This is a genomic window from Nonomuraea sp. NPDC003727, assembly GCF_053586935.1.
Map to the genome: position 1 here is coordinate 49,639 of NZ_JBSFNE010000022.1, position 25,744 is coordinate 75,382.

General features: G+C 70.9%; 17 protein-coding genes. 10 read left to right on the plus strand and 7 right to left on the minus strand.

Annotation, left to right across the window (positions count from 1 at the left end):
* Window position 1 precedes the first annotated feature (1 nt).
* Window positions 2–886 (minus strand): DUF2268 domain-containing protein, encoded by an 885-nt coding sequence (locus tag ACWDLG_RS37890; protein WP_449929339.1) that lies wholly within the window; start codon window positions 884–886, stop codon window positions 2–4.
* Between the two features lie 401 nt (window positions 887–1,287).
* Between ACWDLG_RS37890 and ACWDLG_RS37895 the strand changes: the two genes are divergently transcribed.
* Window positions 1,288–1,938, plus strand: coding sequence for a DUF2461 domain-containing protein (locus ACWDLG_RS37895; protein WP_354921982.1), 651 nt, complete (start codon window positions 1,288–1,290; stop codon window positions 1,936–1,938).
* 363 nt (window positions 1,939–2,301) lie between these two features.
* On the opposite strand, the gene ACWDLG_RS37900 is transcribed toward ACWDLG_RS37895, so the two are convergent.
* Both ACWDLG_RS37900 and typA read right to left on the minus strand, forming a co-directional pair.
* The gene (locus ACWDLG_RS37900) at window positions 2,302–4,851 is read right to left on the minus strand and encodes a hypothetical protein (protein WP_449929341.1); all 2,550 of its coding nucleotides are present in this window, start codon (window positions 4,849–4,851) and stop codon (window positions 2,302–2,304) included.
* 218 nt (window positions 4,852–5,069) lie between these two features.
* Window positions 5,070–6,923: a translational GTPase TypA gene (typA, locus tag ACWDLG_RS37905; RefSeq protein WP_449929343.1), complete on the minus strand. Its 1,854-nt coding sequence runs from the start codon at window positions 6,921–6,923 to the stop codon at window positions 5,070–5,072.
* A gap of 128 nt (window positions 6,924–7,051) precedes the next feature.
* Between typA and ACWDLG_RS37910 the strand changes: the two genes are divergently transcribed.
* The 4 genes from ACWDLG_RS37910 (at window position 7,052) to ACWDLG_RS37925 (ending at window position 11,609) form a co-directional block, all read left to right on the plus strand.
* The gene (locus ACWDLG_RS37910; protein WP_449929345.1) at window positions 7,052–7,897 is read left to right on the plus strand and encodes a hypothetical protein; all 846 of its coding nucleotides are present in this window, start codon (window positions 7,052–7,054) and stop codon (window positions 7,895–7,897) included.
* 203 nt (window positions 7,898–8,100) lie between these two features.
* Window positions 8,101–10,509: a LuxR C-terminal-related transcriptional regulator gene (locus ACWDLG_RS37915; protein WP_449929347.1), complete on the plus strand. Its 2,409-nt coding sequence runs from the start codon at window positions 8,101–8,103 to the stop codon at window positions 10,507–10,509.
* Between the two features lie 56 nt (window positions 10,510–10,565).
* Entirely contained in the window at window positions 10,566–10,838 is a 273-nt protein-coding gene (locus ACWDLG_RS37920) for an AMP-binding protein (RefSeq protein ID WP_449929349.1), read from the plus strand.
* Window positions 10,839–10,847: 9 nt separating this feature from the next.
* Window positions 10,848–11,609 carry an alpha/beta hydrolase gene (locus ACWDLG_RS37925; protein WP_449929351.1) on the plus strand — a complete coding sequence of 254 codons (762 nt, stop codon included), beginning with the start codon at window positions 10,848–10,850 and terminating at the stop codon, window positions 11,607–11,609.
* Window positions 11,610–11,822: 213 nt separating this feature from the next.
* Here ACWDLG_RS37925 and ACWDLG_RS37930 read toward each other — a convergent pair whose 3' ends face one another.
* A complete protein-coding gene (locus ACWDLG_RS37930; RefSeq protein WP_449929353.1) occupies window positions 11,823–13,256 on the minus strand; it encodes an aldehyde dehydrogenase in 1,434 nt (477 codons plus the stop codon).
* Window positions 13,257–13,372: 116 nt separating this feature from the next.
* Entirely contained in the window at window positions 13,373–16,420 is a 3,048-nt protein-coding gene (locus ACWDLG_RS37935) for a M14 family zinc carboxypeptidase (RefSeq protein ID WP_449929355.1), read from the minus strand.
* Window positions 16,421–16,606: 186 nt separating this feature from the next.
* Here ACWDLG_RS37935 and ACWDLG_RS37940 point away from each other — a divergent pair, with 186 nt between their 5' ends.
* Window positions 16,607–17,512: a coiled-coil domain-containing protein gene (locus tag ACWDLG_RS37940; protein ID WP_449929433.1), complete on the plus strand. Its 906-nt coding sequence runs from the start codon at window positions 16,607–16,609 to the stop codon at window positions 17,510–17,512.
* A gap of 185 nt (window positions 17,513–17,697) precedes the next feature.
* Here ACWDLG_RS37940 and ACWDLG_RS37945 read toward each other — a convergent pair whose 3' ends face one another.
* A complete protein-coding gene (locus ACWDLG_RS37945; protein WP_449929357.1) occupies window positions 17,698–18,972 on the minus strand; it encodes a GH1 family beta-glucosidase in 1,275 nt (424 codons plus the stop codon).
* Window positions 18,973–19,044: 72 nt separating this feature from the next.
* On the opposite strand from ACWDLG_RS37945, the gene ACWDLG_RS37950 reads away from it, so the two are divergent.
* The 3 genes from ACWDLG_RS37950 (at window position 19,045) to ACWDLG_RS37960 (ending at window position 21,864) form a co-directional block, all read left to right on the plus strand.
* A complete protein-coding gene (locus ACWDLG_RS37950) occupies window positions 19,045–19,704 on the plus strand; it encodes a TetR family transcriptional regulator (protein WP_449929359.1) in 660 nt (219 codons plus the stop codon).
* Window positions 19,705–19,798: 94 nt separating this feature from the next.
* The gene (locus ACWDLG_RS37955) at window positions 19,799–20,158 is read left to right on the plus strand and encodes a MerR family transcriptional regulator (RefSeq protein ID WP_354921949.1); all 360 of its coding nucleotides are present in this window, start codon (window positions 19,799–19,801) and stop codon (window positions 20,156–20,158) included.
* A 272-nt stretch (window positions 20,159–20,430) separates the two neighbouring features.
* Window positions 20,431–21,864: a peptidoglycan D,D-transpeptidase FtsI family protein gene (locus ACWDLG_RS37960; RefSeq protein WP_449929362.1), complete on the plus strand. Its 1,434-nt coding sequence runs from the start codon at window positions 20,431–20,433 to the stop codon at window positions 21,862–21,864.
* A 122-nt stretch (window positions 21,865–21,986) separates the two neighbouring features.
* Here ACWDLG_RS37960 and ACWDLG_RS37965 read toward each other — a convergent pair whose 3' ends face one another.
* Window positions 21,987–23,849: an ABC transporter ATP-binding protein gene (locus ACWDLG_RS37965; protein ID WP_354921943.1), complete on the minus strand. Its 1,863-nt coding sequence runs from the start codon at window positions 23,847–23,849 to the stop codon at window positions 21,987–21,989.
* A gap of 565 nt (window positions 23,850–24,414) precedes the next feature.
* On the opposite strand from ACWDLG_RS37965, the gene ACWDLG_RS37970 reads away from it, so the two are divergent.
* Window positions 24,415–25,713: an extracellular solute-binding protein gene (locus tag ACWDLG_RS37970; protein WP_449929364.1), complete on the plus strand. Its 1,299-nt coding sequence runs from the start codon at window positions 24,415–24,417 to the stop codon at window positions 25,711–25,713.
* The last annotated feature ends 31 nt before the right edge of the window (window positions 25,714–25,744 follow it).

Here is a 25,744-nt window from a genome sequence, read left to right on the forward strand (position 1 = left end):
GTTACCCGCGGCGGAGCGTGGTGGCGATGATCTCCGAGCTGTCGGCGTGCAGGGCCTGCGCCGCCGTCTGCCCGGTCGCCGCCAGGTAGGTGTCGACCAGCCGGTTGCCCGCGGCGTACCCGGCGCCCATCGGCAGTCCGACCGGGGTGAGGCCGAAGCGTTCGGCGCTGGGGTCGCCGTGCACCCAGGCGGTGAAGTTCTGCATGCCTGTCACGTCGAGCCCGGTGAGCACCTTGCCGAAGATCTCGTCGTCGTGCAGGTGCGGCACGCCGATGCGGGTGGGGCCGAGCTCGTCGCCGTAGAGCTGTCGGGCGAACGCGTCGGCCAGGCCCTCGGAGACGATGTGATCGCCGACTGTGACGGTCATCGGGTCCCACACAACGCCGCCCGGGCCGAACCGCAGGTTGTGGTGGAGTTCGTGCACGGCGGTGGCCTCCAGCCGCTCCACGTTCTCGGGGAAGGGCCAGAGCGTGATCACGATGTGGCCCGAGATGCCGCCGAACCCGGTCACTCCTTGGCAGGGACCCATGAAGTGCTCGTCACCCGGGTCGCCGAGCACGAACAGCACGGTGATGTCCGGGGCCCCCAGCCCCGGCGTCGCCTCCAGCAGTACGGCGAGAGCGTCGTCGAGGGCGCGTCGCATCCGCTCCCAGGCTCCGGCCGCCGCCAGGGTTTCGAGCGCGTCGAGGCAACGCTCCTCGTCGCGGTCGATGGGGAACCCGGACGCTTCGAGGTGCATGGCCACCAGGTCGACCTCGCCGGGGTGGTAGCGGTACATGCCCATGGTGGGCTCCAGCATCGAACGCAGCAGGTCAACGCGGTCCGCGACCGGGGCCAGCAGGATCCGCCGCATGGCGGAGTAGGTGTCAAGAACAGTGATCGACATGGCCCCGATGCTAGAAGTTGACGCAGCGTCAAGGTCAAACAGCTCCAGGGCTCCAGGTCGACGTACAGGCCGTCTTGCCGAGCCGTTCCAGCGACCGACGACGTTGAACAGCGGTCCGCCGAGAAGCCGGCCAGGCCCTCAGCGGTGTGAGAGATCAAGACTCGTCACAGGGCGATCCGCTGCAGGGCCGTCGATCTTCCGCAACCAGGACAGCTGGCCACTCACGTAGGCGGTGTACTCCTCGTCAAGGCTCATGGGTCTCCCCGATCGATGGCTTCACACCCCAGGAGATGCGTCCGGCCCGGGCGCCGGTCGCATGGGACGGGCAGGCTGGGGATCGCAGGGACGTCGGTTCGGGTGGCGGTGCGGTGGCTGTCGGTACCGCATGGCACCCTGTGAGGATGGGATTCACCGGCTTCCCCGACGAGGCCTTCGTCTTCTACGAGGGCCTTGAGGCCGACAACAGCAAGGCCTATTTCACGCGGCACAAGCAGCTCTACGAGGAGGCGGTCAGGGCGCCCATGCTGGCCCTGGTCGAGGACCTGGCCGCCGAGTTCGGCCCCGCCCAGCTGTTCCGGCCGTATCGCGACGTCCGCTTCGCCAAGGACAAGTCGCCCTACAAGACGCACCAGGGCGCCTTCGTCGACGCCATGCCCGGCATCGGCCTCTACGTCCAGCTGGACGCCTCCGGCCTCTACACGGCGGGCGGCTTCTACTCGACCGCCTCCGACCAGGTGGCCCGCTACCGGGCCGCCGTCGACGCGGACATCTCGGGCAAGCCGTTGCAGCGCATCGCCGACACGCTGGCGAAGGCCGGCTACGCCGCCGAGGGCGACCGGCTCAAGACCAGGCCGCGCGGGGTGCCCGAGGACCATCCGCGCCTCGAGCTGCTACGGCATCGCTCGCTCTACTTCGGGCGGCATTTCGAGCCCGAGCCGTGGGTGCACACCGTCCAGGCCGCCGACCGGGTCCGCACGACGTGGCGCGACTACGCACCGCTGGTCGAGTGGCTCTGCGCCCACGTCAGGGGTAGCGAGCTGCCGCCCCGCTGATCCGCACGCCTGTCCCCTGAGTCCGGAAAACCACCCCCGGGCCCCGGATCCATCCGCCCGCCATCCCACGAAGAACGCCCGAGCGGGCCTCGCGTCCCCTGGCGGCGACCGCCGGGCACGGCGACCTCACTTTCCTGGCGGCGACCGTCGTGGCGCGCGACCTCACCTTCCTGGCCGCGACTGCCGGGAAGGCGACCTCGCCTTCATGGCGGCGACCGCCGGGCGCGCGACCTCACCTTCCTGGCGGCGACCGCCGGGAAGCGGCCTGGCTTGCTCCGGGCGAGCGGGCGAGCGGGCGGGCAGACGGGCGGGCGGGCCGGGCAGACGGGCAGACGGGCCGGGCAGACGGGCGGATGGGCGGGGTCAGGGGGCGTTCTGGCTGGTGGTGGAGTCGCCCTTGAGGATCCGGTCCACCGTCTTGGTCGCCGCCGAGGTGGCCGCCGTCGTGCCGGCCGCGATCACGACGGCGACCAGCGGGGTGGCGAGGCTGCGGACGCTGCGGATGTTGCGCACCCTGGCCCACGGCTCCCCGGCCGTGAACATGATCCGCCACTCCCAGTAGAGGCCGAGGCCGATGAAGACCAGCGCGCCCTGTCCGACCACGATCGCGACCACCTGCAACTTGTCCAGGCCGCCGATGTCGGGGTCGACGAGCGACGGGACGTAGGCCGACAGCTCGGTGACCAGTGCCGCGCTCATCACGAAGAGCGCCTTGGTGACCGGCTGCGTGCCGCGCAGGCGCGGATAGAAGTATCCGTAGAGGAACCCGAAGGCGGGCAGCGTGAACATGAACCGGGAGTCGAACACCCAGCTGGTCAGCTCGACCCCGTCGGGCCAGCCGTAGATGAGGGCGAAGGGCAGCGACAGCAGCAGGCTCACCACGAAGGCCGCCAGGCCGTTCTGCCAGGGCGTGCAGGCCGCCGAGGTGGCGAAGGCGGTCTCGGTGTGCGGGGGTTCGACGGTGAGCATGTGGTCGAGTTCGTGGCGCTGGCGTTCGAAGCCCTCCATCGTGAGCTCGCCGGATCCCAGCTTTCCCCTGCTCAGCCGGTAGAGCTCCTGCTCGGATCCGTGCAGCACCCGCCGGTGCAGCGCGTCCCTGACCAGCGCCCGGTGCTCGGCCCGCGAGCAGGGTTCGACGATCTGGGGCCGCGGGCCCGACAGCAGCCAGGTGGCCGCCGCCCACGCCACGAGCGAGGTGATGGCCAGCGACGGCAGCGGCAGCTCGATCACGGTGGAGTCGGGGTCGGCGCGCGGGGTGAGGTAGAGGACCATCAGGCAGACGATCACCGTGGCCTCGACCGCCGGGTCGGCCATGGCGTCGAGTGACGCACCCAGCCGCCGCAGCCGTAGCACCAGCAGCGCGAACGTCAGCAGCAGCAGGCCGAGCGCGCCGCGAGTGACCTCGTTGAGCGGCTGTCCCAGCACCAGCAGGGGCGGCGTCCGGTCGGCGATCTGGTCCGGCTGGACGCTCCACGAGCCCGCGTCGAGCCATTCGGTCGGCCAGCCGAGCAGCAGCAGGCTGCCCAGCACGGCCACCACGATCGCGACGCGCGACCACGACCGGGTGGAGACGGCGATCCCGCCGATCGCGATCAGCGACCAGCACAGCGCGAGCACCAGCCGGACGCTGTCGGGAGGGAAGTAGCCGCCGCTCATCAGCGCCCGCACCCACAGCGCCAGCGCCAGGGCGCCCACCGCCACGCCAGCCGTGACCGCGGCCAGCCTGGCCACCAGGACGGCGATGCCGAGGTCGGTGCTGAAGGCCACGGCCGAGCCCGCCGCCGCCAGCGCCGCCGTCGCGGTGCCCGCGCCGAGCGTCAGCGGCGGCACCTGCCCGTGGACGAACGACCAGAACAGCATGCCGCCGGCCACCAGCACGCCGACGCCGGTGACGAGCAGCGCGTCCGTGGAGGTCCACGGCGGCCGGACGGGCACGACCCGGCGCGCGTGGCGCAGCGCCAGCATGGGCAGCGCGCCGAACAGGATCACCGGCCCCAGGTACGGCATGCCCGCCAGGAGCGTGGCCAGCAGCAGCGCCACCACGCACAGGACGGTGCCGATCGCCAGCTCGCGGTTGGGCGTCCGCCGCCACCACGAGGGGCCGAGCGCCTTGCCGAGGAAGACGGTCAGCGCGATCGCGGTGAAGACGCTCAGCACGGGCGTCCAGGAGAACGGGTCGGTCTCCTCGGCGTCGGGCCTGCCGTAGGACCGGTGCGCGAGATGGACCGAGACCGGCGCGGTGAAGGCGGTGAACGCCAGCCGGCCCGGCTGTTCCGTCTCGGGTGTCACCCGCTCGAGCTTGATCACCGTCCAGGAGGGCGCGGTCAGCGTGATCTCGCGTGCGAGGCCCGCCGCGTCCTGCTCGGTCGGGGGCAGGAAGTCCAGCCGTGGCAGCGCGTCGTCGGCGACCTGGCGCAGCATCGTGATCGTGAAGCGCGCCGTGGTCCGCGAGCCGGACGTGGTGAGCACGGGGGCGAGCCTCGTGGCGGGGGTGAGGACGGCCGCGCGGTCGTCGGTCTTCACCGCCCCGAGCCGGCGGTCGGTGAAGCCCTGGATGTCGTCGGGGAAGGGCCCCTCGGAACGCAGGAGCGTCGCCAGCAGGTCGGTGCGGTCCAGGGCGAGGCGGTGGACCACGGTGATCTTCAGCTGCCGGTCGCGCTCGTCGATCCTGCCCTGCGGCACCGTCGCCAGGTCGGTGTCGGTGGCGTCGGCGATCGTCACCTCGGTGGTCAGCTCGGGCGGCCTGCGGGGGGTGTGGTCCTGCGCGCCGTACACCTCGAGCAGCGAGGGGGTGTGGGGGGTGGGGGTGGGCGCCGCGTAGGTGACGGGTCTGGCCTCGACCACGCACCAGACGATGGCTCCCACGGAGATCGCGGCCAGCGCGTACGCGACGATGCTCCTCAGCCGGCCCACAACCAGCATGATCCACGCCGCTGGGTAACGGAGGGATCACCGCAGGGCACCAGCCGGAGCACGATGACAAGAAAGCCGCGAAGGATGTCAGGTTCGCCGGAAAAGTCCGGGCAGCACGAAGGCCCCCGCACTGTCCGGTGCTCGAGAGAGACCGGACGGCGCGGGGGCCCGAGAGGCTCCGATCCGACGGACCCCGCCCACGGGGGCGGGGCGCCGGGTCAGTTGGTGCGCTTGGCGCGGGCGGCGGCGCGCCCGCGGGTGGCGGCGTCGAGGACGACCTTGCGGATCCGTACGGTCTCCGGCGTGATCTCCACGCACTCGTCCTCGCGGATGAACTCCAGCGCCTGCTCCAGCGACAGCACCCGCGGCGGGATCAGCGTCTCGGTCACGTCGGCCGTGGACGAGCGCATGTTGGTGAGCTTCTTCTCCTTGGTGATGTTGACGTCCATGTCGTCGGACCTGGAGTTCTCGCCCACGATCATGCCCTCGTAGACCTCGGTGCCCGGCGAGACGAACAGCACGCCGCGCTCCTGCAGGTTCGTCATGGCGAAGGCGGTCACCGGGCCGGAGCGGTCGGCGACCAGGGAGCCGTTGTTGCGGGTGCGCAGCTCGCCGAACCACGGCTCGTAGGCCTCGAAGACGTGGTGGACCAGGCCGGTGCCGCGAGTCTCGGTGAGGAACTCGGTGCGGAAGCCGATGAGGCCGCGGGCGGGGACCACGAACTCCATGCGGATCCAGCCGGTGCCGTGGTTGGTCATGTGCTCCATGCGGCCCTTGCGGACGGCGAGCAGCTGCGTCACCGCGCCGAGGTACTCCTCGGGGCAGTCGACCGTCAGGCGCTCGACCGGCTCGTGGATCTTGCCGTCGATGGTCTTGGTGACGACCTGCGGCTTGCCGACGGTCAGCTCGTAGCCCTCGCGGCGCATCTGCTCGACCAGGATGGCCAGGGCCAGCTCGCCACGGCCCTGCACCTCCCAGGCGTCGGGCCGGTCGGTGGGCAGCACGCGCAGCGACACGTTGCCGACCAATTCCTTGTCGAGGCGGTCCTTCACCATGCGGGCGGTGACCTTCGAGCCCTTCACCTTGCCGACGAGGGGGCTGGTGTTGGTGCCGATCGTCATCGAGATCGCGGGCTCGTCGACGGTGATCAGCGGCAGCGGGCGGGGGTCGTCGGGGTCGGCCAGCGTCTCACCGATCATGATGTCGGGGATGCCGGCGATCGCGATGATGTCGCCGGGGCCCGCCTGCTCGGCCGGCTTGCGCTCCAGCGCCTCGGTCATGAGCAGCTCAGTGATCTTGACGCGCTGGACGGTGCCGTCGGTCCTGCACCAGGCGACCTGCTGGCCCTTCTTCATCGTGCCCTGGTGGATGCGGCACAGCGCGATCCTGCCCAGGTAGGAGGAGGCGTCGAGGTTGGTGACGTGGGCCTGCAGCGGCGCGCTCGGGTCGTAGGTCGGCGCTGGGATCGTGCGCTTGATGACGTCGAACAGCGGCTCGAGGTCCTCGGAAGCGGGCATGCCGCCGTCCTCGGGACGCTCCAGCGAGGCCCTGCCGGCCTTCGCGGAGGCGTAGACGATCGGGAAGTCGATCTGCTCCTCGGTCGCGTCGAGGTCCATGAACAGCTCGTAGACCTCGTCGACGACCTCCTTGATGCGGGCGTCGGGGCGGTCGACCTTGTTGATGCACAGGATGACGGGCATCTTCGCGGCGAACGCCTTGCGCAGCACGAACCTCGTCTGCGGCAGCGGCCCCTCGGAGGCGTCGACCAGCAGCACCACGCCGTCGACCATCGACAGGCCGCGCTCGACCTCGCCGCCGAAGTCGGCGTGGCCGGGGGTGTCGATGATGTTGAGGGTCATGTCACCGTGCTTGACGGCGGTGTTCTTGGCGAGAATGGTGATGCCCTTCTCGCGCTCCAGGTCGTTGGAGTCCATGACACGGTCGTCGACGTCCTGGTTGGCGCGGAAGGCCCCGGACTGCCAGAGCATGGCATCCACGAGAGTGGTCTTGCCGTGGTCGACGTGCGCGATGATCGCGATGTTCCGCAGGTCGTCGCGGCTGTTCAAAGGCATGATGAGGTCTCACTCTGTGTTCGTGGAGGCTGACCGCGGGACGATGCGGCGCAACCAGTTTAGTTGATCCCGTTACACCCTTGGTGTGGTGGGAGCAACAGGGCAGACTTCACCTTGTGTCCCCTCACATGCGGCATGTCCGTAGGCTGCTGGACGAGCGGCGTTACCCGTGGGCGCACGCCTACGTCGACCGGTTGATCTCGGACTCGCCCCTCGACCCGGAGCCGTGGCTGCTGCGGGCACTGATCCTCGAGCGCCAGGGCCGCCCGAACGGGGAGGCGGTGCGGCGCGCCGAGGAACTGGGTGGCGACTACACAACGCTGAGGAACAGCCTCCCTGTTCCCCGGGCGGCCCGGCGTCCGTGGTGGGACGGCTGGGGCATGGAGATCGTGACGCTGCTCGTGCTGGGCATGCTGGTGGCGCCGCTGGTGTGGCTCGGCGAGCCGGTACGCGCCGCCGGGCCGGGCGACTGGAACCTGGCCGTGTACCTCGCGGTGATCCTCGTGGTCTACGGCGTGCCCTGGGCGGTCGGGGCCAGGCGGGAACGGCTGAACATCCCGGCGGAGGCGCGGGCGCGCAGGGGCGCCTCCAGGGCCTTCCACGCCGGGCTGGACGACGAGGGGCTGCGCCACCACGTGGGCGGGCCCGCCAGGTACCTGTGCCTGGCGGGCGTGCTCGGCGCCCTGGCCCCCGGACTGCTCCCGCTGGACGACCCCGCGGCGGCCGTACGGCTCGGCGCGGCCGTCCTCGGCGTGGCGGTGCCGGCCACCGCCCTGTACGTGATGGGCGCCGGACCGCTGCGCAGGGCGGTGCGGGTGAGCTGGGTCGTGTCGGTCAACGCCGCGCTGGCCGTGGTCTGGCTGGCGGTGTCGCTCGCCGTGCCCGGCTGGGATCCGGGCGCCTACCTCCTGGTGTGGGGGCTGCTGGGATGGCTGGCCCCGCTGCTCCCGAAGCTCATGACGCGCCTGGCCTGAGGAACGGCACGCAGGACCGCGACGCCGTGGATCACCACGTCCGTACCACGGGTCCGGCGGGAACGGATCGAATTCCGGAAGACGGAGCCGCATGTGCGCGAAGATGAGAGCGCGCCGCTGATTGACCTCCGAACCGCTTGTGTAGCTGGGTGATCGCATGCACACTCGCGGTGACGCCTGCCCTGAATACTCCGGTTGAAGGCATGACATCGCATAACCTCCCGGTCGAACCGAATCGTTTCGTCGGCCGCACGCGTGACATGGACGAGCTGTGCGGACTGCTGCGCGATCAGCGCCTGGTCACGCTCTGCGGCGTGGGCGGCATCGGGAAGACGCGCCTCGCGCTGCGCGTGGCCGCCAGGGTGGTGCCCGACTTCCCCGACGGCGTGTGGCTGGTCGAGCTGGCCAGGATCACCAGCGCCGACCTGGTGGCGCACGAGATCGCCACCGTGCTCGGCGTGCGGGAGGAACGGTCGCGGCCCGCGCTCGACGGCCTGCGCGTACGGCTGCGCGGCGCCCGGGCCCTGCTCGTGCTCGACAACTGCGAGCAGGTCGTCGAGCGGTGCGCCGAACTGGTGTCGGAGCTGCTGGCGCGCTGTCCCGACCTGCGGATCCTCCTGACGACCAGGGAGGCGCTGCGCGTTCCCGGCGAGCTGGTCTGGCGGGTGCCCCCGCTCGACCTGCCGGACGCCCGCCATCCCGACGCCGAGGCCGTGCTGCTGTTCACCGACCGGGCGATGGCCGTGGGCACCAGGCTGGCCGGTGTCGACTTCGACGACGTGGCCAGGCTGTGCGTGGCGCTCGACGGGCTGCCCCTGGCCCTGGAGCTGGCCGCCGCCCGCACCCGGGTGCTCAGTCCCGCGCAGATCGCCGACCGGATCGGCGACCGCTTCCGGCTGCTGACCAGCGGTGACCGTACGGCTCCCGCCAGGCAGCGGACGCTGCTGGCCGCCGTGGAGTGGAGCCACGACCTGCTCACCCCGAAGGAGCGGGTGCTGCTGCGGCGGCTGGCGGTCTTCGCCGGGCTCTTCGATCTCGACCTGGTCGAGCAGGTGTGCGCCGACGAGCGGGAACTGCCCGCGGAGGAGATGCTCGACCTGCTGGCCGGCCTGGCCGACAAGTCGCTGCTGCTGGCTGACGGGGGGCGCTACCGCCTGCTGGAGACGATCAAACAGTTCGCCGCCGAGCGCCTGCGCGACAGCGGCGAGGTCGCCTGGTTCCGTGACCGCCACCTGCGGGTGATCTGCGAGGTGCAGGAACGGTGCTTCGAGTCGGGCCTGGCGGCGCCGCGGGCGCCGTGGCCGGAGCGCCTGCCGTTCTTCGTCAGGGGCAGGAGCCTGCTCGACGACTGCAGGGCCGCCGTGGGCTGGGCGGTCGAGTCGGGCAACGCCCTGCTGGGGCTGCGCCTGGCGTACGTGGCCTCGGCGCTGCTGGCCGTCCACGGGCAGATCGCCGAGGGCGTCGACTGGTTCGAGCGGCTGCTGCGCCTCGACCTGACGGGCGTGCCGCCCGAGGTGATCGCGCTCAGCAAGGGCGCGCTCGCCTACGGGCTCGAGGCGAGGGACGACCTGGCCGGCTGCGAGCGGGTGGTCGCGGAGGCGCTCAAGGAGCAGGAGACGGTCCCGCACAGCCTCGGAAAGGGCGTCACGCTCAACGTGGCGGGGGTGCTGTTGCTGCGCACCGGCCAGTTCGACCGGGCGGAGCGGCACTTCGAGGAGGTCGTGGCCACCACGAGAGCGCACGACGACACCTTCAACAGGGTCATCGCGCACTCGTGCCTCGCCGTCCTCGCGGGCGTCAGGGGCCAGCTGCGCCTGGCGCAACGGCACGCGGGCGAGGCGCTGTCGGTCGCCAGGGAGAACGGCCACCCGTGGCACGTCGCGATGGCGACCAGCCAGCTCGCCGCGGTGGCCGAGTGGCGCGGCGACACCGAGGCGGCGGTGAGCCACTACCGCGAGGCCGCCGCGATCTTCGGCGACCTCGACAACAGGGTGGAGATGGAGCGCTGCCTGGTCATGGTCGCCAAGGCCGCGGTGGGCCGCAGGGACCACGCCATGGCCAGGGAACTGCTGGCCGAGTGCCTGGAACTGGCGCGGCGGACGGGTCAGCGGCTCGGCGTCGCGCGCGTGCTGCGGGTGCTGTCACGGCTGGCCGACGTCGAGGGCGACCTGGGGTCGGCCGTGCTGTGCTCGGGGGCGGCGACCGCGCTCGCCGAGGAGATGGGCGAGCCGACCGGCTCGGGCCGGATCGAGGACCTGCTCGCCCGCGCCCGCGACAAGCTCGGCGAGGGCCGTACGGCGCTGCAGTGGTCGAGGGGCAGGCAGCTCGACCCGGTCGAGGTCGCGCGCCTGGTGCTGGAGGGCGGGGGAGCGGCGGGGAGCCTGCCGGCCCCGGCCGTGGCCGAGGTGCCGCACCCGGTGCTCACCGCCCGCGAGCAGGAGATCGCCGGCCTGCTCACCCGCGGGCTGTCCAACAAAGGCATCGCCGACGAGCTGGTCATCAGCCCCGCCACCGTCGCCCGGCACATCGCCAACATCATGGAGAAGCTCGGCTTCACCTCGCGCGCGCAGATCGCGCTCTGGGCCGTGGAGCACGGCCTGGGTTCTGCATAGCGGTCTGCATATTACGCCCCATGTGCGGGCGAAGCGTGCTCCCTAGCCTGAGTCGCATGAGCACAGAAGACCTGCTCCGGCGCCGCGGGCTGCGCCCCGGCGACCGGGTGGTCGTCTGCCTGCCCCGGGGAGCGGATCTCAACGCGGCGGTGGACGGCGCGATCGCCGTGGGGGCCATCGTCACCGTGCTGCCCGCCGGCTTCGAGGTGGGCGAGCACATCCGGCAGAGCGCCGCGCGCATCATGATCTCCGACTCGGACGACGCCGTCAAGGCCGCCGAGGACTCCCGCATCAGGCAGGTCATCGGGAGCGCCGAGCTCCGTCAGTAGGCTCGCTCCATGCCTTTCGCCACCAGCTTCCCGGTCATGCTCAGGACCGCCGACGGCGTCCGGATCGACGCCGCCCACACCCCCACCCGTGGCCGCGGCGACCTCGGCATCGTGGTGGCGCACGGCTTCACCGGGTCGTGGCGCGACCGCACCGCCCGCAGGATCGTCCACGTGCTGAGCGGGTTCGGCGGCGTGCTGGCCTTCGACTTCCGCGGCCACGGCCGCTCGGGCGGCGAGAGCACCGTGGGTGACAGGGAGGTGCTCGACCTGGAGGCGGCCGTCCGGCACGCGCGGGTCGCCGGCTACTCCTCGGTGGCGGTGGCCGGCTTCTCGATGGGGGCGGCGGTGGCCGTCCGGCACGCGGCACTGCACCGCGGCGTGGACGCGGTGGCCGCGGTGAGCGGGCCCGCCCGCTGGTACTACCGCGACACCAGGCCGATGCGCCAGGTGCACTGGGCGATCGAGCGGCCGTTCGGCAGGCTGGCGGCGCGGGTGGTCAAGCGCACCAGGATCGCCCGCGGCCAGTGGGACCCGATCCCGATGCCGCCGTACGAGGCCGCCGCGCTGATCTCGCCGACGCCTCTGCTCGTCGTGCACGGCGACGCCGACACCTTCTTCCCGCTGGAGCACGCCCACCAGATCTTCGACGGCGCCCGCGAGCCGAAGGAGCTGTGGATCGAGCCCGGCTTCGGGCACGCCGAGTCGGCCGCGACACCCGAACTCATCCGTCGCGTCGGCAAGTGGATCACCACGAACACCGCGCGGGACTAGATCGAACCTTTTCCGGATGAAGAGCGTCTACCTATGACGTAAGGAAGGAACCCGCCGGGGGACTGCCATCGGCCGCATCGGCCATCACGGCGGTAGACGCGGGACATACTTCTGTAGCCGGGTGAACGCCCAGCGTCGCGGGGGCGCGCTGGGTGCCGCCCCGCACCCTGCCCCGGTACGGCACGCCGTACCGGGGCACTTCGTCGCCGGGACTCAGCCGAGCCGGGCGATGGTCTTGTACTCCAGGTAGGCGGACAGCCCCTCGGGGCCGAGCTCGCGGCCGACCCCGCTGGCCTTGTAGCCGCCGAAGGGCACGTTGGACTCCAGCATGAAGCAGTTGACGCCGTAGGTGCCGGTGCGGACCTGGCGCGCGATGTCCATGCCGTGCTCGGTGTCGGCCGTCCACACCGTGCCGGCCAGGCCGTAGTCGCTGTCGTTGGCGATGCGGACGGCGTCGGCCTCGTCCTCGTAGGGGATCACGGCCAGGACCGGGCCGAAGATCTCCTCGCGGGCGATGCGCATGTCGTTGCTGACGCCGGAGAAGACGGTGGGCGCGACGTACCAGCCCGTGTCGAAGGGCCGGTCGAGGCCGCCCACGACGATTTTCGCGCCCTCGTCCATGCCGAGCTTGACGTAGCCCTCGACACGTTCCTGCTGCCGCTTGGCGACCAGCGGGCCGATGCCGGTGGCCGGATCGGCGGGGTCGCCGACGACCTGCGAGGTGACCATGCCCGCCACGGCCTCGACGACCTCGTCGTAGCGGCGGCGGGAGGCGAGGATGCGGGTCTGGGCCACGCAGGCCTGGCCGTTGTTCATGAGCGAGGCGATGGCGAGCATGCCCATGCTCGCGCCGAGGTCGGCGTCGTCGAGCACGATCGCCGCCGACTTGCCGCCGAGCTCCAGGCTGCACCGCTTGAGCTGTTCGCCGCAGATCGCGGCGATGCGGCGGCCCGCGGCGGTCGAGCCGGTGAAGGCCACCTTGTCGACGCCGGGGTGGGAGACCAGGTGCTCGCCCGTCTCGCGGCCGGCGGGGACGATGTTGAGCACGCCGCCGGGAATGCCGGCCTCCTGCACCATCTCGGCCAGCAGGTAGGCGTCGAGCGGGGTCTCGGGGGCGGGCTTGAGCACGATCGTGCACCCCGCGAGCAGCGCGGGGGCGATCTTCGTCATGGAGACGAACTGCGGGACGTTCCACGGCACGACGGCGGCGACCACGCCGACGGGCTCCCTGCGCACCGTCGTGGGGCCGAACAGGCCGGGGCGCTCCTCCTCCTGCTGGAAGGTCTTGCCGTACTCGGCGTAGTACTGGAGCATCCCGAGCGGCTGGGGGGCCTGGGCCAGCTGCGAGAAGGTGATCGGCGAGCCCATCTCCTCGGTGATGAGGGCGGCCATCTCGCCCTGCCGCGCGGCGTAGATGTCGGCGAGCCTGCCGATCGCCGCGGCCCGCTCGCCGAAGCTGAGCCTGGGCCAAGGGCCGTGGTCGAAGGCCTCGCGGGCGGCGGCCACAGCGCGGTCCATGTCGGCGGGCGTCCCGTCGGGGACCCGGCCGACGACCTGCTCGGTGTGGGGGTTGACGACCTCGATGATGCCGGTGCCCGCCGGAGCCACCCATTCGCCCCCGATGAACAGCGTGTCGTGCTGGCGCATGTCGTGACCCTTCTCATGTGACCGAGTGCTTGCTTCCTTTGGGAGACCGAATCATGTTCTGTGAAGGCACGCAAGAGGGGTACGGCCCACAGAGCCGTACCCCTCAGCGCCGTGCGCTAGCGGGAGTCGCCCAGCAGGTGCGCCAGCGACCGCTTCACCAGATCGGTGCGCTGTGCCTGCGTGGTGACGCCTTCGACGCCGTACCCGAGCAGGACGGTGTCCTTGGTGACGATGCCGCCGCCCTCGTCGAAGACCTTGTCCGTGCGGGCCCAGGTGTTGAGCAGCGGGCCCGAGCCGGGCGGCGGTCCACCCGCCGTCCAGCCGCCGAGGTCGGACTCGAAGGAGGTCTGCTCGGTCACCGCGCCGTCGAGCGTGACCTTCGCGTCGTCGAGGAAGACGCCCGCCTGGTGGGTGGACCAGTCGGTGATGGACGACAGCGAGATCTCGACCTGCTTGCCTGCGTAGGGCGTCAGGTCGATCTTCCACTCCTGCCAGCCTGCCGAGTTGCCGCTGGCCGCGTGCCACGCGCCGCTGCTGCCGGTCGGCTCGCAGTTCGGCCCCTGGTAACGGGTGGTAAAGGGGTGGATGGTCCGCCAGTGCTGGCCGCTGGGCGTGTTGCAGCTCGACCCGGTGGACTGGGTGGTGTGCCCGTTGGCGTCCGGCAGCGTCGTCCAGTCGTCCTGGCCGACGGTGTGCGCCTCGACGGTGAAGAAGTCCCAGTCCGCCTCGGTGTCGCGCGAGGCCCAGAACGTCAGCTCACCGCTGCTCTTCCCGGTCAGGTCGATCGTCCTGGTCAGGCGCTTCCAGGAGGCGTCGGCGATGCCGCTCTGCACGTCCCACGACCCCGTGTGCGGGTCGAACGGCCCGCCCGGCCGGTCCCAGGAGATGCCCGCCCTGCTCTCGAACTGCGGGAAGGTCTCGACCGGCAGGATCGCCGAGGTGGCCACCCACGAGTTGTTATGGTCCTGGTTGCCTGCCGAGTCGCCGCCGTTCAGCGTGCCGGTGAAGCCGTCGAAGGCGCCCACCCTGCCCTTGAGCGCGTACGGCTCGTGCGTCTGCGGGTTGGTGCCGCCGTTGTCGAACCAGATGTAGGCCCCCAGCCAGTACTGCTGGAAGTCGTTGTTGATCTCGAAGCACGGCGGCGTGGCCGCGACCACGCACTCGCCGAGCGAGGGGTCGGGCTGGAAGAAGAAGCCCTGGTTGGCGTTGCGCGCGTAGTGGGCGTACTTGCCTGCCGACAGCAGCTTGCCACCCTCGTTGAGGTAGTCGCGCACCGCGATCTCGGTCTCGACGCTGTGCCTGGCGATGGTGCCGGGCACCTGTCCGGCCGAGCGCGGGTTGATGTCGTCACCGGTCTCCCACACCACGGCCTGGTAGTGGCTGAGCACGCCCAGCGGGTGCGGCGCCTTGCGGCCGTTCTTGTCGATGTCATAGACGTCGGAGGTGTAGCCGGCCTCGGAGATCGCCTTGGCGTAGTCGTCGACGTACTTCGACTCCGTCACACCCTGCGCGGGGCTGATGCCCGTGACGTCCTCGGCCGCCAGGATGAGCACCTTGCCGCCGATGTCGTCGGCCACCTTGTAGGTGAAGTCGGCGCTCTTCTTGGTCAGCGACCGGAACCAGACCTTGACGCTGTCGCCGGGCTTGGTGCCGGTGATCTTGCCGCGGAGCTGGTGGTAGTAGACGTTGTAGCCCTTGCCGTACCGCTCGCCGCCCTTCCACTCGGTGGTGAGCGCGGTCCTGGTGCGGCCGCCGTTGACCTGGTACTGCACGACCACGGGGCCGAGCTTGCGCTTGGCGTTGACCTGCACGACCTGGTCGGTGCCGTGGCTGACCTCGAAGTCGTCGACCACGAAGTCGGGCGTGGTGTTGCCCAGGTGGCTGACCGGCTCGACCGGGTTGGCCGCCGATCTGGCGATGTCGAGGGCGAAGGGCAGGTTCTTGTCGAACTCCGCCTGGACCAGCGCCTCGTCGTCGGGGAAGACGAAGCCGCAGCCGTCGCAGCCCTCGTTCAGCTCCGGCGTCCAGGACAGCGTGCCGTACTGGGCGTGCGCGCGGTCGTTGGTGTCGCCGTTGGTGATGTACAGCTCTCCCGCGGCGAGGCCCGGGTTGAAGCCGGGGACGGCGGGGTTGGCGTCGGTGCCGGTCAGGGCCTCGTAGACCGGGTTGTCGGCGGTCTGCGTGTACATCTGCCAGCCCATCGGGTACAGCAGCAGCGGACCGAAGGAGTGGTAGTTGAGCTGCAGCTTGAACTTGATCCGGCGCAGCAGCCCGTCCATCGCCCTGGTCTCGGGCTCGCTGGCAGGGCCGGTTCCCCGGTAGGTCTCGCTGCTCGGGACGCTGGAGGCGCCTTCCTCGTCATAGTGGAAGTTCGTGGGGAAGTTGCGGTTGGGGTCGACGCCGTCGCCCGCGGTGATCTGCCCGTCTCCGTTGTTGTCCCGCAGATTCTTGCGCCACAGGCGGTTGCCCTCGGTGAAGGTGTAGTCGTAGCCGTCGGGGTTGGCGACGGGCACGAACCACAGCTCGGTCGAGCCCAGCAGGTCGGCCAGCGCCTTCTTGTTGGCCACCACGTGCTTCAGCAGCCGCATGTCGACCTCTGTCGCGATCCACTCGCGGGCGTGCTGGGTCGCCGAGTAGAGGGCGGCGGGCCTGGCGCCGTCCGGCAGGATCCTGGCGTGCTTGGTCACCTTGACCGCCAGGATGTCCTGCCCCTTGATCGTCTTGCCGATCGACTGCAGTTTGACGATGTCCTTGTTGGCGTCGGCGATGGCCTTGAGCTGGTCGGCGATGCCGCCCTGCTCGGAGTAGCTGCGCCAGACCGTGTAGCCGCCCGCGGCCTGCGCCTTGGCGGCCTCGAGCTGCGTCTGGCCCTGCGGGTTGCGAACAGGTTGCGGCTTGTGCCCGAGCTTGGTGATCCTGACCAGGTCGGCCTGGTCGGCGGTGAACTCGATGTGCTCCTTGCCGGCGACGGCCTGCTTCTGCACGACGTCGACGCCGTCCTCGGCGAGCGCCTGACCGGTGCCCGGCGGGCCGTCCACCTGGTAGAGCTCGATCCGGTCGGACGGGGGTAAGGCAGGGTCCTCAGCCGCGACGGCCTGCCCCGCCACCAGGGAGGTGGCCAGACAGGCGGTCACGGCTGTGACGAGGGTGAAAGTACGAGACAAGTTCTGCCCCTTTGCAGAAGACGGAATGCTCGAAATGTCACCCGGCGTCGGGGGCTCGGCAAGACCCAAGTGTTGGCCTGTTGTCGGACAAAGTGCTAGATACTTCGCCAAAGGCGCACGAGTTCCATGGTTCGGGTGGCAGCAATCAAGATCATCTTCTATAGTCGCTGCGTCTATGAGGGGAGGATGGGCGTGAGATCAGGGCGTCTTGCCGCGCTCGCCGTCATCCTCGTCGCGCTGGTCGCCGTCCCCCTGCCGCACGCGGCGACCGCCGACCCCGACAACAGGACCAAGCTGCGCCAGCTCACCAAGCAGGCGGCCGACCTCAACAAGGTCTACCGCGGCACCCTCGAGAGCCTCGAGGACACCAGGCTGGCCGCGAAGAAGGCCACCGACCGGGCGGGCAACCTCAAGGCCGCGCTCGCCGCCGCCGAGGTCGAGGTCAGCCAGATCGCGCAGACCACCTACATCCAGGGGCCGTTCGACGGCACCAGCCTGTTCTCCATCCCCGGTGAGCCGTACCAGGTGCTGGGGCAGGCGGCGAACATGACCTATCTGTCGGCCGAACGCACCTCCAAACTCGGCCGCATCAAGGAGATGGTCGCCAACGCCAACAAGGCGAAGAAGGAGGCCGCCGCGAAGATCGACGACCTCGAGCGCGACGTCAAGAAGATGCAGAGCAAGCGACGCGATATCGAGAAGCTGCTGGCCAAGTACGGCATCCAGCAGCCCGGCAATGCCAACGGCCTCACCTCGCGCATGATCTCGGTCCGCGAGGAGGTGATGCGCAACTTCCCGATGTTCTACGGCGTCGGCTGCCTGCGCGTCGGCGACCCCGGCGAGCACGGCAAGGGCCGGGCGTGCGACTTCATGATGAGCCCCGGCGGCACCATGGCCACCGGCGCCAACCTGGTCAGGGGCGACGAGCTGGCCCAGTGGCTGATCTCCAACGGGTCGCGGCTCGGAGTCATGTACATCATCTGGAAGCAGCGCTACTACGACGTGCGCACCGGCGGCGGCTGGGACATGATGTCCGACCGCGGCGGCGTGACCGCCAACCACTGGGACCACGTGCACGTGTCGGTGTTCTGAGCCGCGCCTGATCCGTTCGAGCCGCCCGCCGCGGCCCACCCGGCGGGACCGGGCGGGCCGGGCGGCAGGTGGACCGCACCCGCCGGGACCGGGCACCCGTCGGGCCGGGCGGGATGCGGGCCGTACCGCGTGGGACCAGCCGGTTCGGGCCGGGCGGGATGCGGGCCGCCCCCGGCGCGTGTCGGCTACGGGTGCGCGGTGCCGGAGAGCCGGTCCTTCAGCCAGTGGTAGGAGGCGCGGGGCGTGCGCCTGCCGGTGGCGAAGTCGACGTGGACCAGGCCGAAGCGCTGGTGGTAGCCCTCGGCCCACTCGAAGTTGTCCAGCAGCGACCACACGAAGTAGCCCCGCACGTCGACCCCCTCGTCCTGGGCGGCGCGGAGGGCGGCGAGGTGGCCGTCGAGGAAGGCGATCCTGGCCTGGTCGTCCTGCTCGGGATAGGAGCAGCCGTTCTCGGTGATGTAGATCGGCGGCAGCGCCGTGCCGTACCGGTCGCGCAGGCCCACCAGCAGTTCGCGCAGCCCGTCGGGGACCACCGGCCAGCCGAAGGCGGTGGTGGGGTAGCCGGTGATGCCGAGGTCGGTCCACGGCAGCGTGTCGTCGGTGGGGGCGCCGATCCGTGTGGGGTTGTAGTAGTTGATGCCGAGCCCGTCGAGCGGGGTGGAGATGATCTCCAGGTCGCCGTCGCGGACGCAGTCGAGGGTGACGCCGTAGGCCGACAGGTCGGGGTAGCGCCCCAACAGCACGGGATCGTTGAACAGGCGGTTGTGCAGGGCGTCGTACGCGTCGCCCGCCGCCGCGTCCTGCGCCCACACGGGGGTGCAGTTGTTGGTCACCAGCACCTGCCGGGCGCCAGCCGCCCGCAGCGCCCCTACGGCCAGCCCGTGACCGAGCAACTGGTGGTGCGCCACCGGCAGCGCGTCGAGCATCAGCGCCCGGCCGGGCGCGTGCACCCCCATCGCGTAGCCGAACACCATGTGCACGAACGGCTCGTTGAGCGTGATCCACATCGGTACGCGGTCGGCGAGCCGCTCGGCCACGACCGCGGCGTAGTCGGCGAAGCGGTACGCGGTGTCCCTGTCGAGCCACCCGCCCCTGTCCTCCAGCGCCTGGGGGAGGTCCCAGTGGAACAGCGTGGGCACGGGGGTGATGCCGCGCTCGCCCAGGCCGTCCACGAGCCGGTCGTAGAAGTCGAGCCCCTTCGGGTTGACGGCGCCGGAGCCGTCGGGCTGGATCCTCGGCCACGCGATCGAGAACCGGTAGGCGTTGACGCCCAGGTCGCTCATCAGGTCGAGGTCCTCGGGCCAGCGATGGTAGTGGTCGCAGGCCACGTCGCCGGTGTGCCCGTCACGGGTCCTGCCGGGCTCGTGGGAGAAGGTGTCCCAGATGGAGGTGCCGCGGCCGTCCTCGTGGACGGCGCCCTCGATCTGGTAGGCGGCGGTGGCCGTACCCCAGAGGAACATAACCGGTCATATTAGGCGATCAAGGAGCCGGAGTCGCGCGGCACGGCCGCCGGAATGGGCAAGGATGGGAGCATGACGACTACTCTGCGCCGCCGTCCCTCCCAACGCCGCAGCGCCGAGCGGGTCGAGCGGATGCTCGACGAGTGCGCCTCGCTCCTGGACGAAGTGGGTTACGACGGGTTGACCACCAAGGAGGTCGCCCGCAGGGCCGAGGTGCCCATCGGCACCTTCTACCAGTTCTTCCCCGACAAGCAGGGTCTGGTCAGGGCGCTGGCCATGCGGAACCTCGACAGGTTCCTCACCCGCGTCACCGACCGCATCGCGACGGCCGATCTCGCCCACTGGTCGGAGCTGTCCGACCTGGCGATCGACGAGTTCGTGGCGATGAAGCGCAGCACAGCGGGTTTCGCGGTGGTCGACTTCGGCGAGGTGCTGCCCACGCCCGGCGGTCCGGCCCTGCCGGGCACCAGCCACATGCTCGACGCGGCGACCGAGAACAGCGCCGTCGTGGCCGAGCGGCTGCGCGCCCTCGTCGTCGGCCTGTACGACAAGCCGGAGGGCGAACGGCTCGACCTGGCGCTGCGTGTCGCCGTCGAGGCCGCCGACGCCGTACTGAAGCTGGCCTTCAGCAGGAGCCCCGACGGCGACCCCGAGCTCATCGCCGAGTGCAAGCAGCTGGTCCGCCGCTACCTCGCCGGCCACCTCAGCACGGCGCGTCCAGCCGCGCCGTGAGCGTGTCGTCCAGCTTGGGCACGGCGCCGACCTGGAGGGCGCTCCGTGTCAAGCGGTTGACCTGGAGTGCACTCCAGGTGGAAGGATCGGCCGTGTGACCGTCTACACGCCCGCTGAGGTGGTCGAGGAGACCGGCTTCAGCCTCGACACCCTTCGCTACTACGAGAAGATCGGTCTGCTGGCCCCCGTCGACCGTAACGCCGCGGGGCAGCGCAGGTTCTCCGAGGACGACCTCGGCTGGCTCGGCACGATCCGGTGCCTGCGCGACACGGGCATGCCGATCGCCCAGATGCTGCGCTTCGCCGAGCTGGTGCGCGCGGGCGACCACACCATTCCCGACAGGATCGCGCTCCTGGAGGAGCACGACATCAGGGTGCGCGGCCAGATCGACAACCTGATCGAGCGCCAGCGCTACATCCAGCACAAGATTTCCTACTACCGCAGCGTGCTCTAGCCCCCGCTTGGGATTGCGGTTGCTAAACCGGGAGGTGTGACTCCTCCGCTCCCTGAAGGGAGCGGCTTCTCGCCAAGCCGCTTCCGCAGCCTCCCGAAGGGCGAGCCCCGCCCGCACGACGCCGATCGCCGTTCTCACGTCAGGGCGCGCCTCGTGACCGCCGCCTCGGAACGCGGCCCGGGCCACGGGGTTCACCTCTCCACGGTGCCCGGTCAGCGGAAGCGGGCAGTCCCCTCCGCGCGCGTCTGATGGCCGGGCCCCGGGCGAGACGGATGAACATCCCGCTGCGTCGCGCGGCGATGGTGTGCGCGGCGATGATGTTCGCGCTCCTCGCCAACGTCACCCTCATCCAGGGGTTCAGGACGGCGAGCCTCAACGCCGACCCGCGCAACCACCGCACGGTGATCTCCAAGTTCGCGCATCCGCGCGGCAAGATCCTCGCCCGTGACGGCACGGTCATGGCCGTCAGCCGCAGGACGAAGGACCCCAGCTATGCCTACCGGCGCGTCTACCCCGGCGGCGACCTGTACGCGACCGTCACCGGCCACGCCTCCCTGTACACCACCACGGGTCTGGAGCGGGCCGAGGACGACGCCCTGACCGGCAGCGCCCCGAAGGCGCGGGTGCGGGCCCTGGTGACGGACGGCATCAGCGAGGGCGCCGACGTGCGGACCACCATCGAGCCGCGCGCGCAGCGGGCCGCCTACGAAGGACTGGCCGCGACGGGACGGCGTGGCGCCGCGGTGGCGGTCAACCCCACGACGGGGGCGATCCTGGCGATGGTCTCCTACCCCTCCTACGACCCCAACCTCTACAGCACCTTCGACCCGGCCAAGCTGAGGGAGGCCGACGCGCTGCTGCACGCCGACCCGGGCCGGCCGCTGCTCAACAGGGTGCTCAACCAGAACTATCCGCCCGGCTCCACCTTCAAGGTCGTCACCAGCGCCGCCGCGCTGAACTCGGGGACCTACGAGGCGGACTCGCCCGTCGACGCGCCCAGCAGCCTGCTGCTGCCCGGCACCTCGACGTACCTGCGCAACGCCGGGGGAGCGGCGTGCGGCGACGGGCGCCCCCCGCTGGCCTACGCCTTCCAGATCTCCTGCAACACCGCCTTCGCCGCCATGGGCCTCGACATAGGACAGGACGCGCTGCGCCAGCAGGCCGAGGCGTTCGGGTTCAACGACGACACGCTGACCGTCCCGATGCCGGTCTCCATGAGCGTCTACCCCAGCGGTCTCGACCAGGCCCAGACCGCGCTGTCGGCCATCGGCCAGTTCGACGACAAGGCCACCCCCCTCCAGATCGCCATGCTGTCGGCCGCCGTGGCGAACGGCGGCGCGCTGATGCGGCCCTATCTCGTGGACGAGGTGCGCCTGCCCGACGGCTCGGTCATCGACACGGCCGAGCCGTCGCAGTGGCGCTCGGCGATGAGCCCGCGCGAGGCCGCGCAGCTCGCCGCGATGATGGTCAACGTCACCGAGGAGGGCGGCACCGGTACGGCGGCGGCGCTGCCCGGCGTGGTGGTCGCGGCCAAGACGGGCACGGCGGAGAACGCGCCGGGAGCGCGGGACCACGCGCTGCTGACGGCCTTCGCCCCGGCCGACAGCCCGCGGGTGGCGGTGGGCGTGGTGGTCGAGCGGTCCGGCTCCGGCGGCGACGTGGCCGCCCCGATCGCCCGCCGCATCATGCAGGCCCTCCTGGCCTGACCACCCGCACCGCACACCCGCCCGGCACGACGCCCCCGGCGATACCTGGCCCCGGCGACCCCGGCACGCACGCCCCTGCGGTACTCCGCCCCGGCCCCGACCCGCACGGGCGGCCCGGTCGGTCAGCGGTAGGCCTGCGCCTGGAGGTTGTAGAGGTCGGCGTAGAGGCCGTCCTCGGCCATCAGCTGCTCGTGCGTGCCCTCCTCCACCACCTTGCCGTGGTCGAGCACGTAGATCCGGTCGGCGTAGCGCACGCTCGCCAGCCGGTGCGTGATCAGCAGCACGGTGCGCCCGTCGGAGTGCCGGCGGATGCGCTCGAACAGCGCGTGCTCGGCCCTGGCGTCGAGCGCGGCGGTGGGCTCGTCGCAGATCAGCAGCGGCGCGTCGCGGTGGAAGCCGCGCGCCACCGCGATGCGCTGCCACTGCCCTCCCGACAGCTCCTGGCCGTCCTTGAACCGCCGGTCGAGCAGCGTGCTGTAGCCGTGGGGCAGCTCGGCCACGACCTCGTCGGCGCCGGCCACCTCCGCCGCGGCGACCAGTGCGGGCTCGCCCTTGTCGGTGCCCATCGTGATGTTGTAGCGGGCCGTCAGCGGCCACCTGGTGTGGTCCTGTGCGATGACGGCGGTGGCCAGGCGCAGCTCCTCGGGCGGCACCTCCCGCACGTCGAGCCCGTCCCAGCTGACGGTGCCCCCGTCCGGCTCGTAGAGGCCCGACAGGATCTTGGCGAGCGTGGTCTTGCCCGAGCCGTTCTCGCCGACGAACGCGATGACCTCGCCCTTGCCGACCCTGATGGACACCCCGCGCAGCGCCGGGCTGTCGGAGCCCGGATAGGTGAAGGTGATGTCCTCGGCCCTGATCTCGTCGAACGATCTGGGCGCGGGCGTGGGCCTCGGGTCGGCGATCCGCCGCTCGGCGTCGGCGCAGAAGTCGAGGAAGTCGGTGAAGTACAGGCCCTCCTCGTAGAGGCGGTTGGTGGCGTACATGAGGTTGCTCAGCGACATCTGGCCCTGCCTGATCGCCAGGACGGCGGTGCCGGCCACGGCCAGCGGCAGCGCCCCGACGGCCAGCAGCACGCCCAGCGCGACGTAGACCAGGCCGGTGCCGAGGCCGCCCAGCGCCTCGCCGACCAGCCTGGCCATCGTCTGCCGCCGGGCCAGCCGCAGCAGCACCTCCTGCTCGGCCCTGGCCACCGCGTCGTACATCCGCAGCAGGAAGCCGCGCATGGTGAAGGAGCGGACCTCGGCGGCGGGGGAGCGGTCGGCGAGCAGCTCGGCGATGATCCACTTGCGCCTGCGGGCGGGGATCAGCGAGTACATGTACGAGTAGCGCATCCTGGCCGAACGCACCGCCGCCCACGCGTCCGGCAGCACGGCCAGGACCAGGAGCGGCAGCAGAACCGGGTGCAGGATGCCCAGCACGCCGGCCGCGGCGGCGATGCCGATGGCGGCGGTCATCACGTCGATCGCCGTCATCACCACCACGTCGGCCATGGCGACGCCGCGCACCCTGGCACGTTCCATCGCGTCGTGGAAGTCGGGATCGTCGTAGGCCACCAGCGGCACCCGGCTGGTCAGGCCGTACAGCCGCTCCTCGGTGAGCCGGGAGACCTGCGGGTCGAGCCGGGACTGCGCCCAGCCCGCGGCCGCCTGCGTCAGCGTGCGCAGCGCGGCGGCGCCCGCCACCACCGCGAGGCTCGGCAGCGCGGCCCACACCCGCTCGGGCGTGGGCCCCTCGCTGAACAGTGCTTCGAGGACGCCGGTGGTGGCCAGCAGCCCGAAGGCGGTGAAGATGCCGCCCGCGAGGTTGAAGCCGACGGTGGCCGCGGTGTCACGGGGGCTGGCCCGCCATGCCATCCGCATCGCCTGCCCCACGAGGGCGGGCAGCCGCCTGGCGATGGTCAGGAACCCGACCTCGGCCATCTTGTCGGTGTGGGCGTGCCAGTCGGAGAAGGAGATCTCGCCTAGTTCGAGGGGCTCGTCCGCCATACCTGGAGTGTGAACGGTGGCACCGACAATTTCCTACGGCTTTCCCGCCAGACCGTTCTGGTGCGCCGCGGGTGCCCGGGGGCGTACACAGGGGGCCGGTGCCTGACCATGCCGGAGCACATTCTCTACACATTGTTGACCCACACCGGATACATGCCCGAATGGCCATCTCGGCGCATGTGCCGGCGGCGCGCGCGGCCTAGCGTTGCCCTGTGATCGACCGGCGGCACACGCCTCGGCCCGGTGCTCCCGGGTGTACCCACACGCGGGAGAGCCGCCGGTCGATCCGTCGGGACGTCGCGTTCGCGTGAGGGCCCGGCCTCCTCGGAGGGGTGGAGGTCGTGGTCCGGCGGGCGCGGCAGCGGGCTCGAGTCGCGCAGGGCTCGAGCCCGCACAGCCTCCCTGAACGCCCGGCGTTCCGCACGGACCGGGCGCGGCCCGAGAGAGCGCTCCCCGACTATGCCGAGCTGTTACCCGCACATGCCTTGACGTCGCGGAGTGCGAAGTGGGTTGATTGCCCTACTGACAACGTTGTCACCCGACCGTGGCAAAGGAGCGGTGTGCGATGAGACGACGGTGGTTAGCGACGATCACCATGGCGGCCGTGCTCGGGCTGACGGCCTGCGGGGGCGGAGGCGGCCCCGCGGCTCCGTCGGGCCAGGCCTCCGGCGCGGGCGGCGACGCGAAGAAGCAGGTGGAGGTCTTCTCCTGGTGGACCGGCCCCGGCGAGGCCGACGGCCTGAAAGCCATGAAGGAGATCTTCGAGAAGCAGAACGCCGGCTTCTCCTTCTTCGACGCCGCGGTCGCGGGCGGCTCGGGCGACAAGGCCAAGGCGCTGCTGCAGTCCAAACTCCAGGCGGACACCCCGCCTGACACCTTCCAGGGGCACGCGGGCGCCGAACTGCAGGGCTACATCAAGGCGGGCGACCTGGAGGACCTGACCTTCCTCTACGACGAGCTGAAGCTCAAGGACGTCTTCCCCGCACAGCTGGTCGAGCAGATCAGCTACCAGGGCAAGATCTACTCGGTGCCCGTCAACATCCACCGCTCGAACATCCTCTGGTTCAACCCGAGCGTCCTCAAGGAGGCCGGGGTCGCGGGCGCGCCCAAGACGATCGAGGAGTTCGTCGCCGCGCTGGAGAAGGTCAAGGCCAAGGGCAAGATCCCGCTGTCGATCGGCTCGGAGTGGACCGTCACCCACCTGATGGAGAGCGTGCTGCTCGGCTCCCTCGGCACCGACGGCTACAACGCGCTGTTCAAGCCGGGCGCCGACTGGGGCTCCCCCGAGGTCACCAAGGCGCTGGAGAACTTCAAGACGATCCTGTCGTACGCGGGTGACCCGCAGGACGACTGGCAGCCGGCCGCCGCGCAGGTGGCGGAGGGCAAGGCCGCCTTCAACATCATGGGCGACTGGGCCTACGGCTACTTCCACAACCCGCCGGACGGCGGTCTCGGCAAGAAGTCGAAGACCGACTTCGACTGGGCGCCCGCGCCCGGCACCGGGGGCACCTACCTGTGGCTGTCGGACAGCTTCACCCTCCCCAAGGGCGCCAAGAACAGGGACGGCGCGATCGCCTGGCTCAAGGTGGCGGCGAGCAAGGAGGGCCAGGACGCCTTCAACCCGAAGAAGGGCTCCATCCCGGCCCGCAAGGACGCCGACGCCTCCCTCTACACCGACTACCTCGGTGACGCGCTGAAGGACTGGTCGGCCGACAAGCTGGCCGGATCCATCCAGCACGGCGTGGCCGTCAACCAGCCGTGGCTCGCCGCCGTCAACGAGGCGGTCGGCCTGTTCATCGGCAGCAAGGACGTGGCCGCGCTGCAGAAGGGCCTCGTCGACGCCGCCGCCGCCAACGCCCAGTGAGGCCCTGGTGATGAGGCCCCGTGAGGCATCG

Coding starts and splice junctions, on each gene's coding strand:
- ACWDLG_RS37915 (WP_449929347.1), top strand. CDS start 8,101: ATGACATCGCATAACCTCCCGGTCGAACCGAATCGTTTCGTCGGCCGC.
- ACWDLG_RS37890 (WP_449929339.1), bottom strand. CDS start 886: ATGTCGATCACTGTTCTTGACACCTACTCCGCCATGCGGCGGATCCTG.
- ACWDLG_RS37910 (WP_449929345.1), top strand. CDS start 7,052: ATGCGGCATGTCCGTAGGCTGCTGGACGAGCGGCGTTACCCGTGGGCG.
- ACWDLG_RS37940 (WP_449929433.1), top strand. CDS start 16,607: ATGGGCGTGAGATCAGGGCGTCTTGCCGCGCTCGCCGTCATCCTCGTC.
- ACWDLG_RS37930 (WP_449929353.1), bottom strand. CDS start 13,256: ATGCGCCAGCACGACACGCTGTTCATCGGGGGCGAATGGGTGGCTCCG.
- ACWDLG_RS37945 (WP_449929357.1), bottom strand. CDS start 18,972: ATGTTCCTCTGGGGTACGGCCACCGCCGCCTACCAGATCGAGGGCGCC.
- ACWDLG_RS37925 (WP_449929351.1), top strand. CDS start 10,848: ATGCCTTTCGCCACCAGCTTCCCGGTCATGCTCAGGACCGCCGACGGC.
- ACWDLG_RS37895 (WP_354921982.1), top strand. CDS start 1,288: ATGGGATTCACCGGCTTCCCCGACGAGGCCTTCGTCTTCTACGAGGGC.
- typA (WP_449929343.1), bottom strand. CDS start 6,923: ATGCCTTTGAACAGCCGCGACGACCTGCGGAACATCGCGATCATCGCG.
- ACWDLG_RS37965 (WP_354921943.1), bottom strand. CDS start 23,849: ATGGCGGACGAGCCCCTCGAACTAGGCGAGATCTCCTTCTCCGACTGG.
- ACWDLG_RS37960 (WP_449929362.1), top strand. CDS start 20,431: ATGAACATCCCGCTGCGTCGCGCGGCGATGGTGTGCGCGGCGATGATG.
- ACWDLG_RS37950 (WP_449929359.1), top strand. CDS start 19,045: ATGACGACTACTCTGCGCCGCCGTCCCTCCCAACGCCGCAGCGCCGAG.
- ACWDLG_RS37970 (WP_449929364.1), top strand. CDS start 24,415: ATGAGACGACGGTGGTTAGCGACGATCACCATGGCGGCCGTGCTCGGG.
- ACWDLG_RS37920 (WP_449929349.1), top strand. CDS start 10,566: ATGAGCACAGAAGACCTGCTCCGGCGCCGCGGGCTGCGCCCCGGCGAC.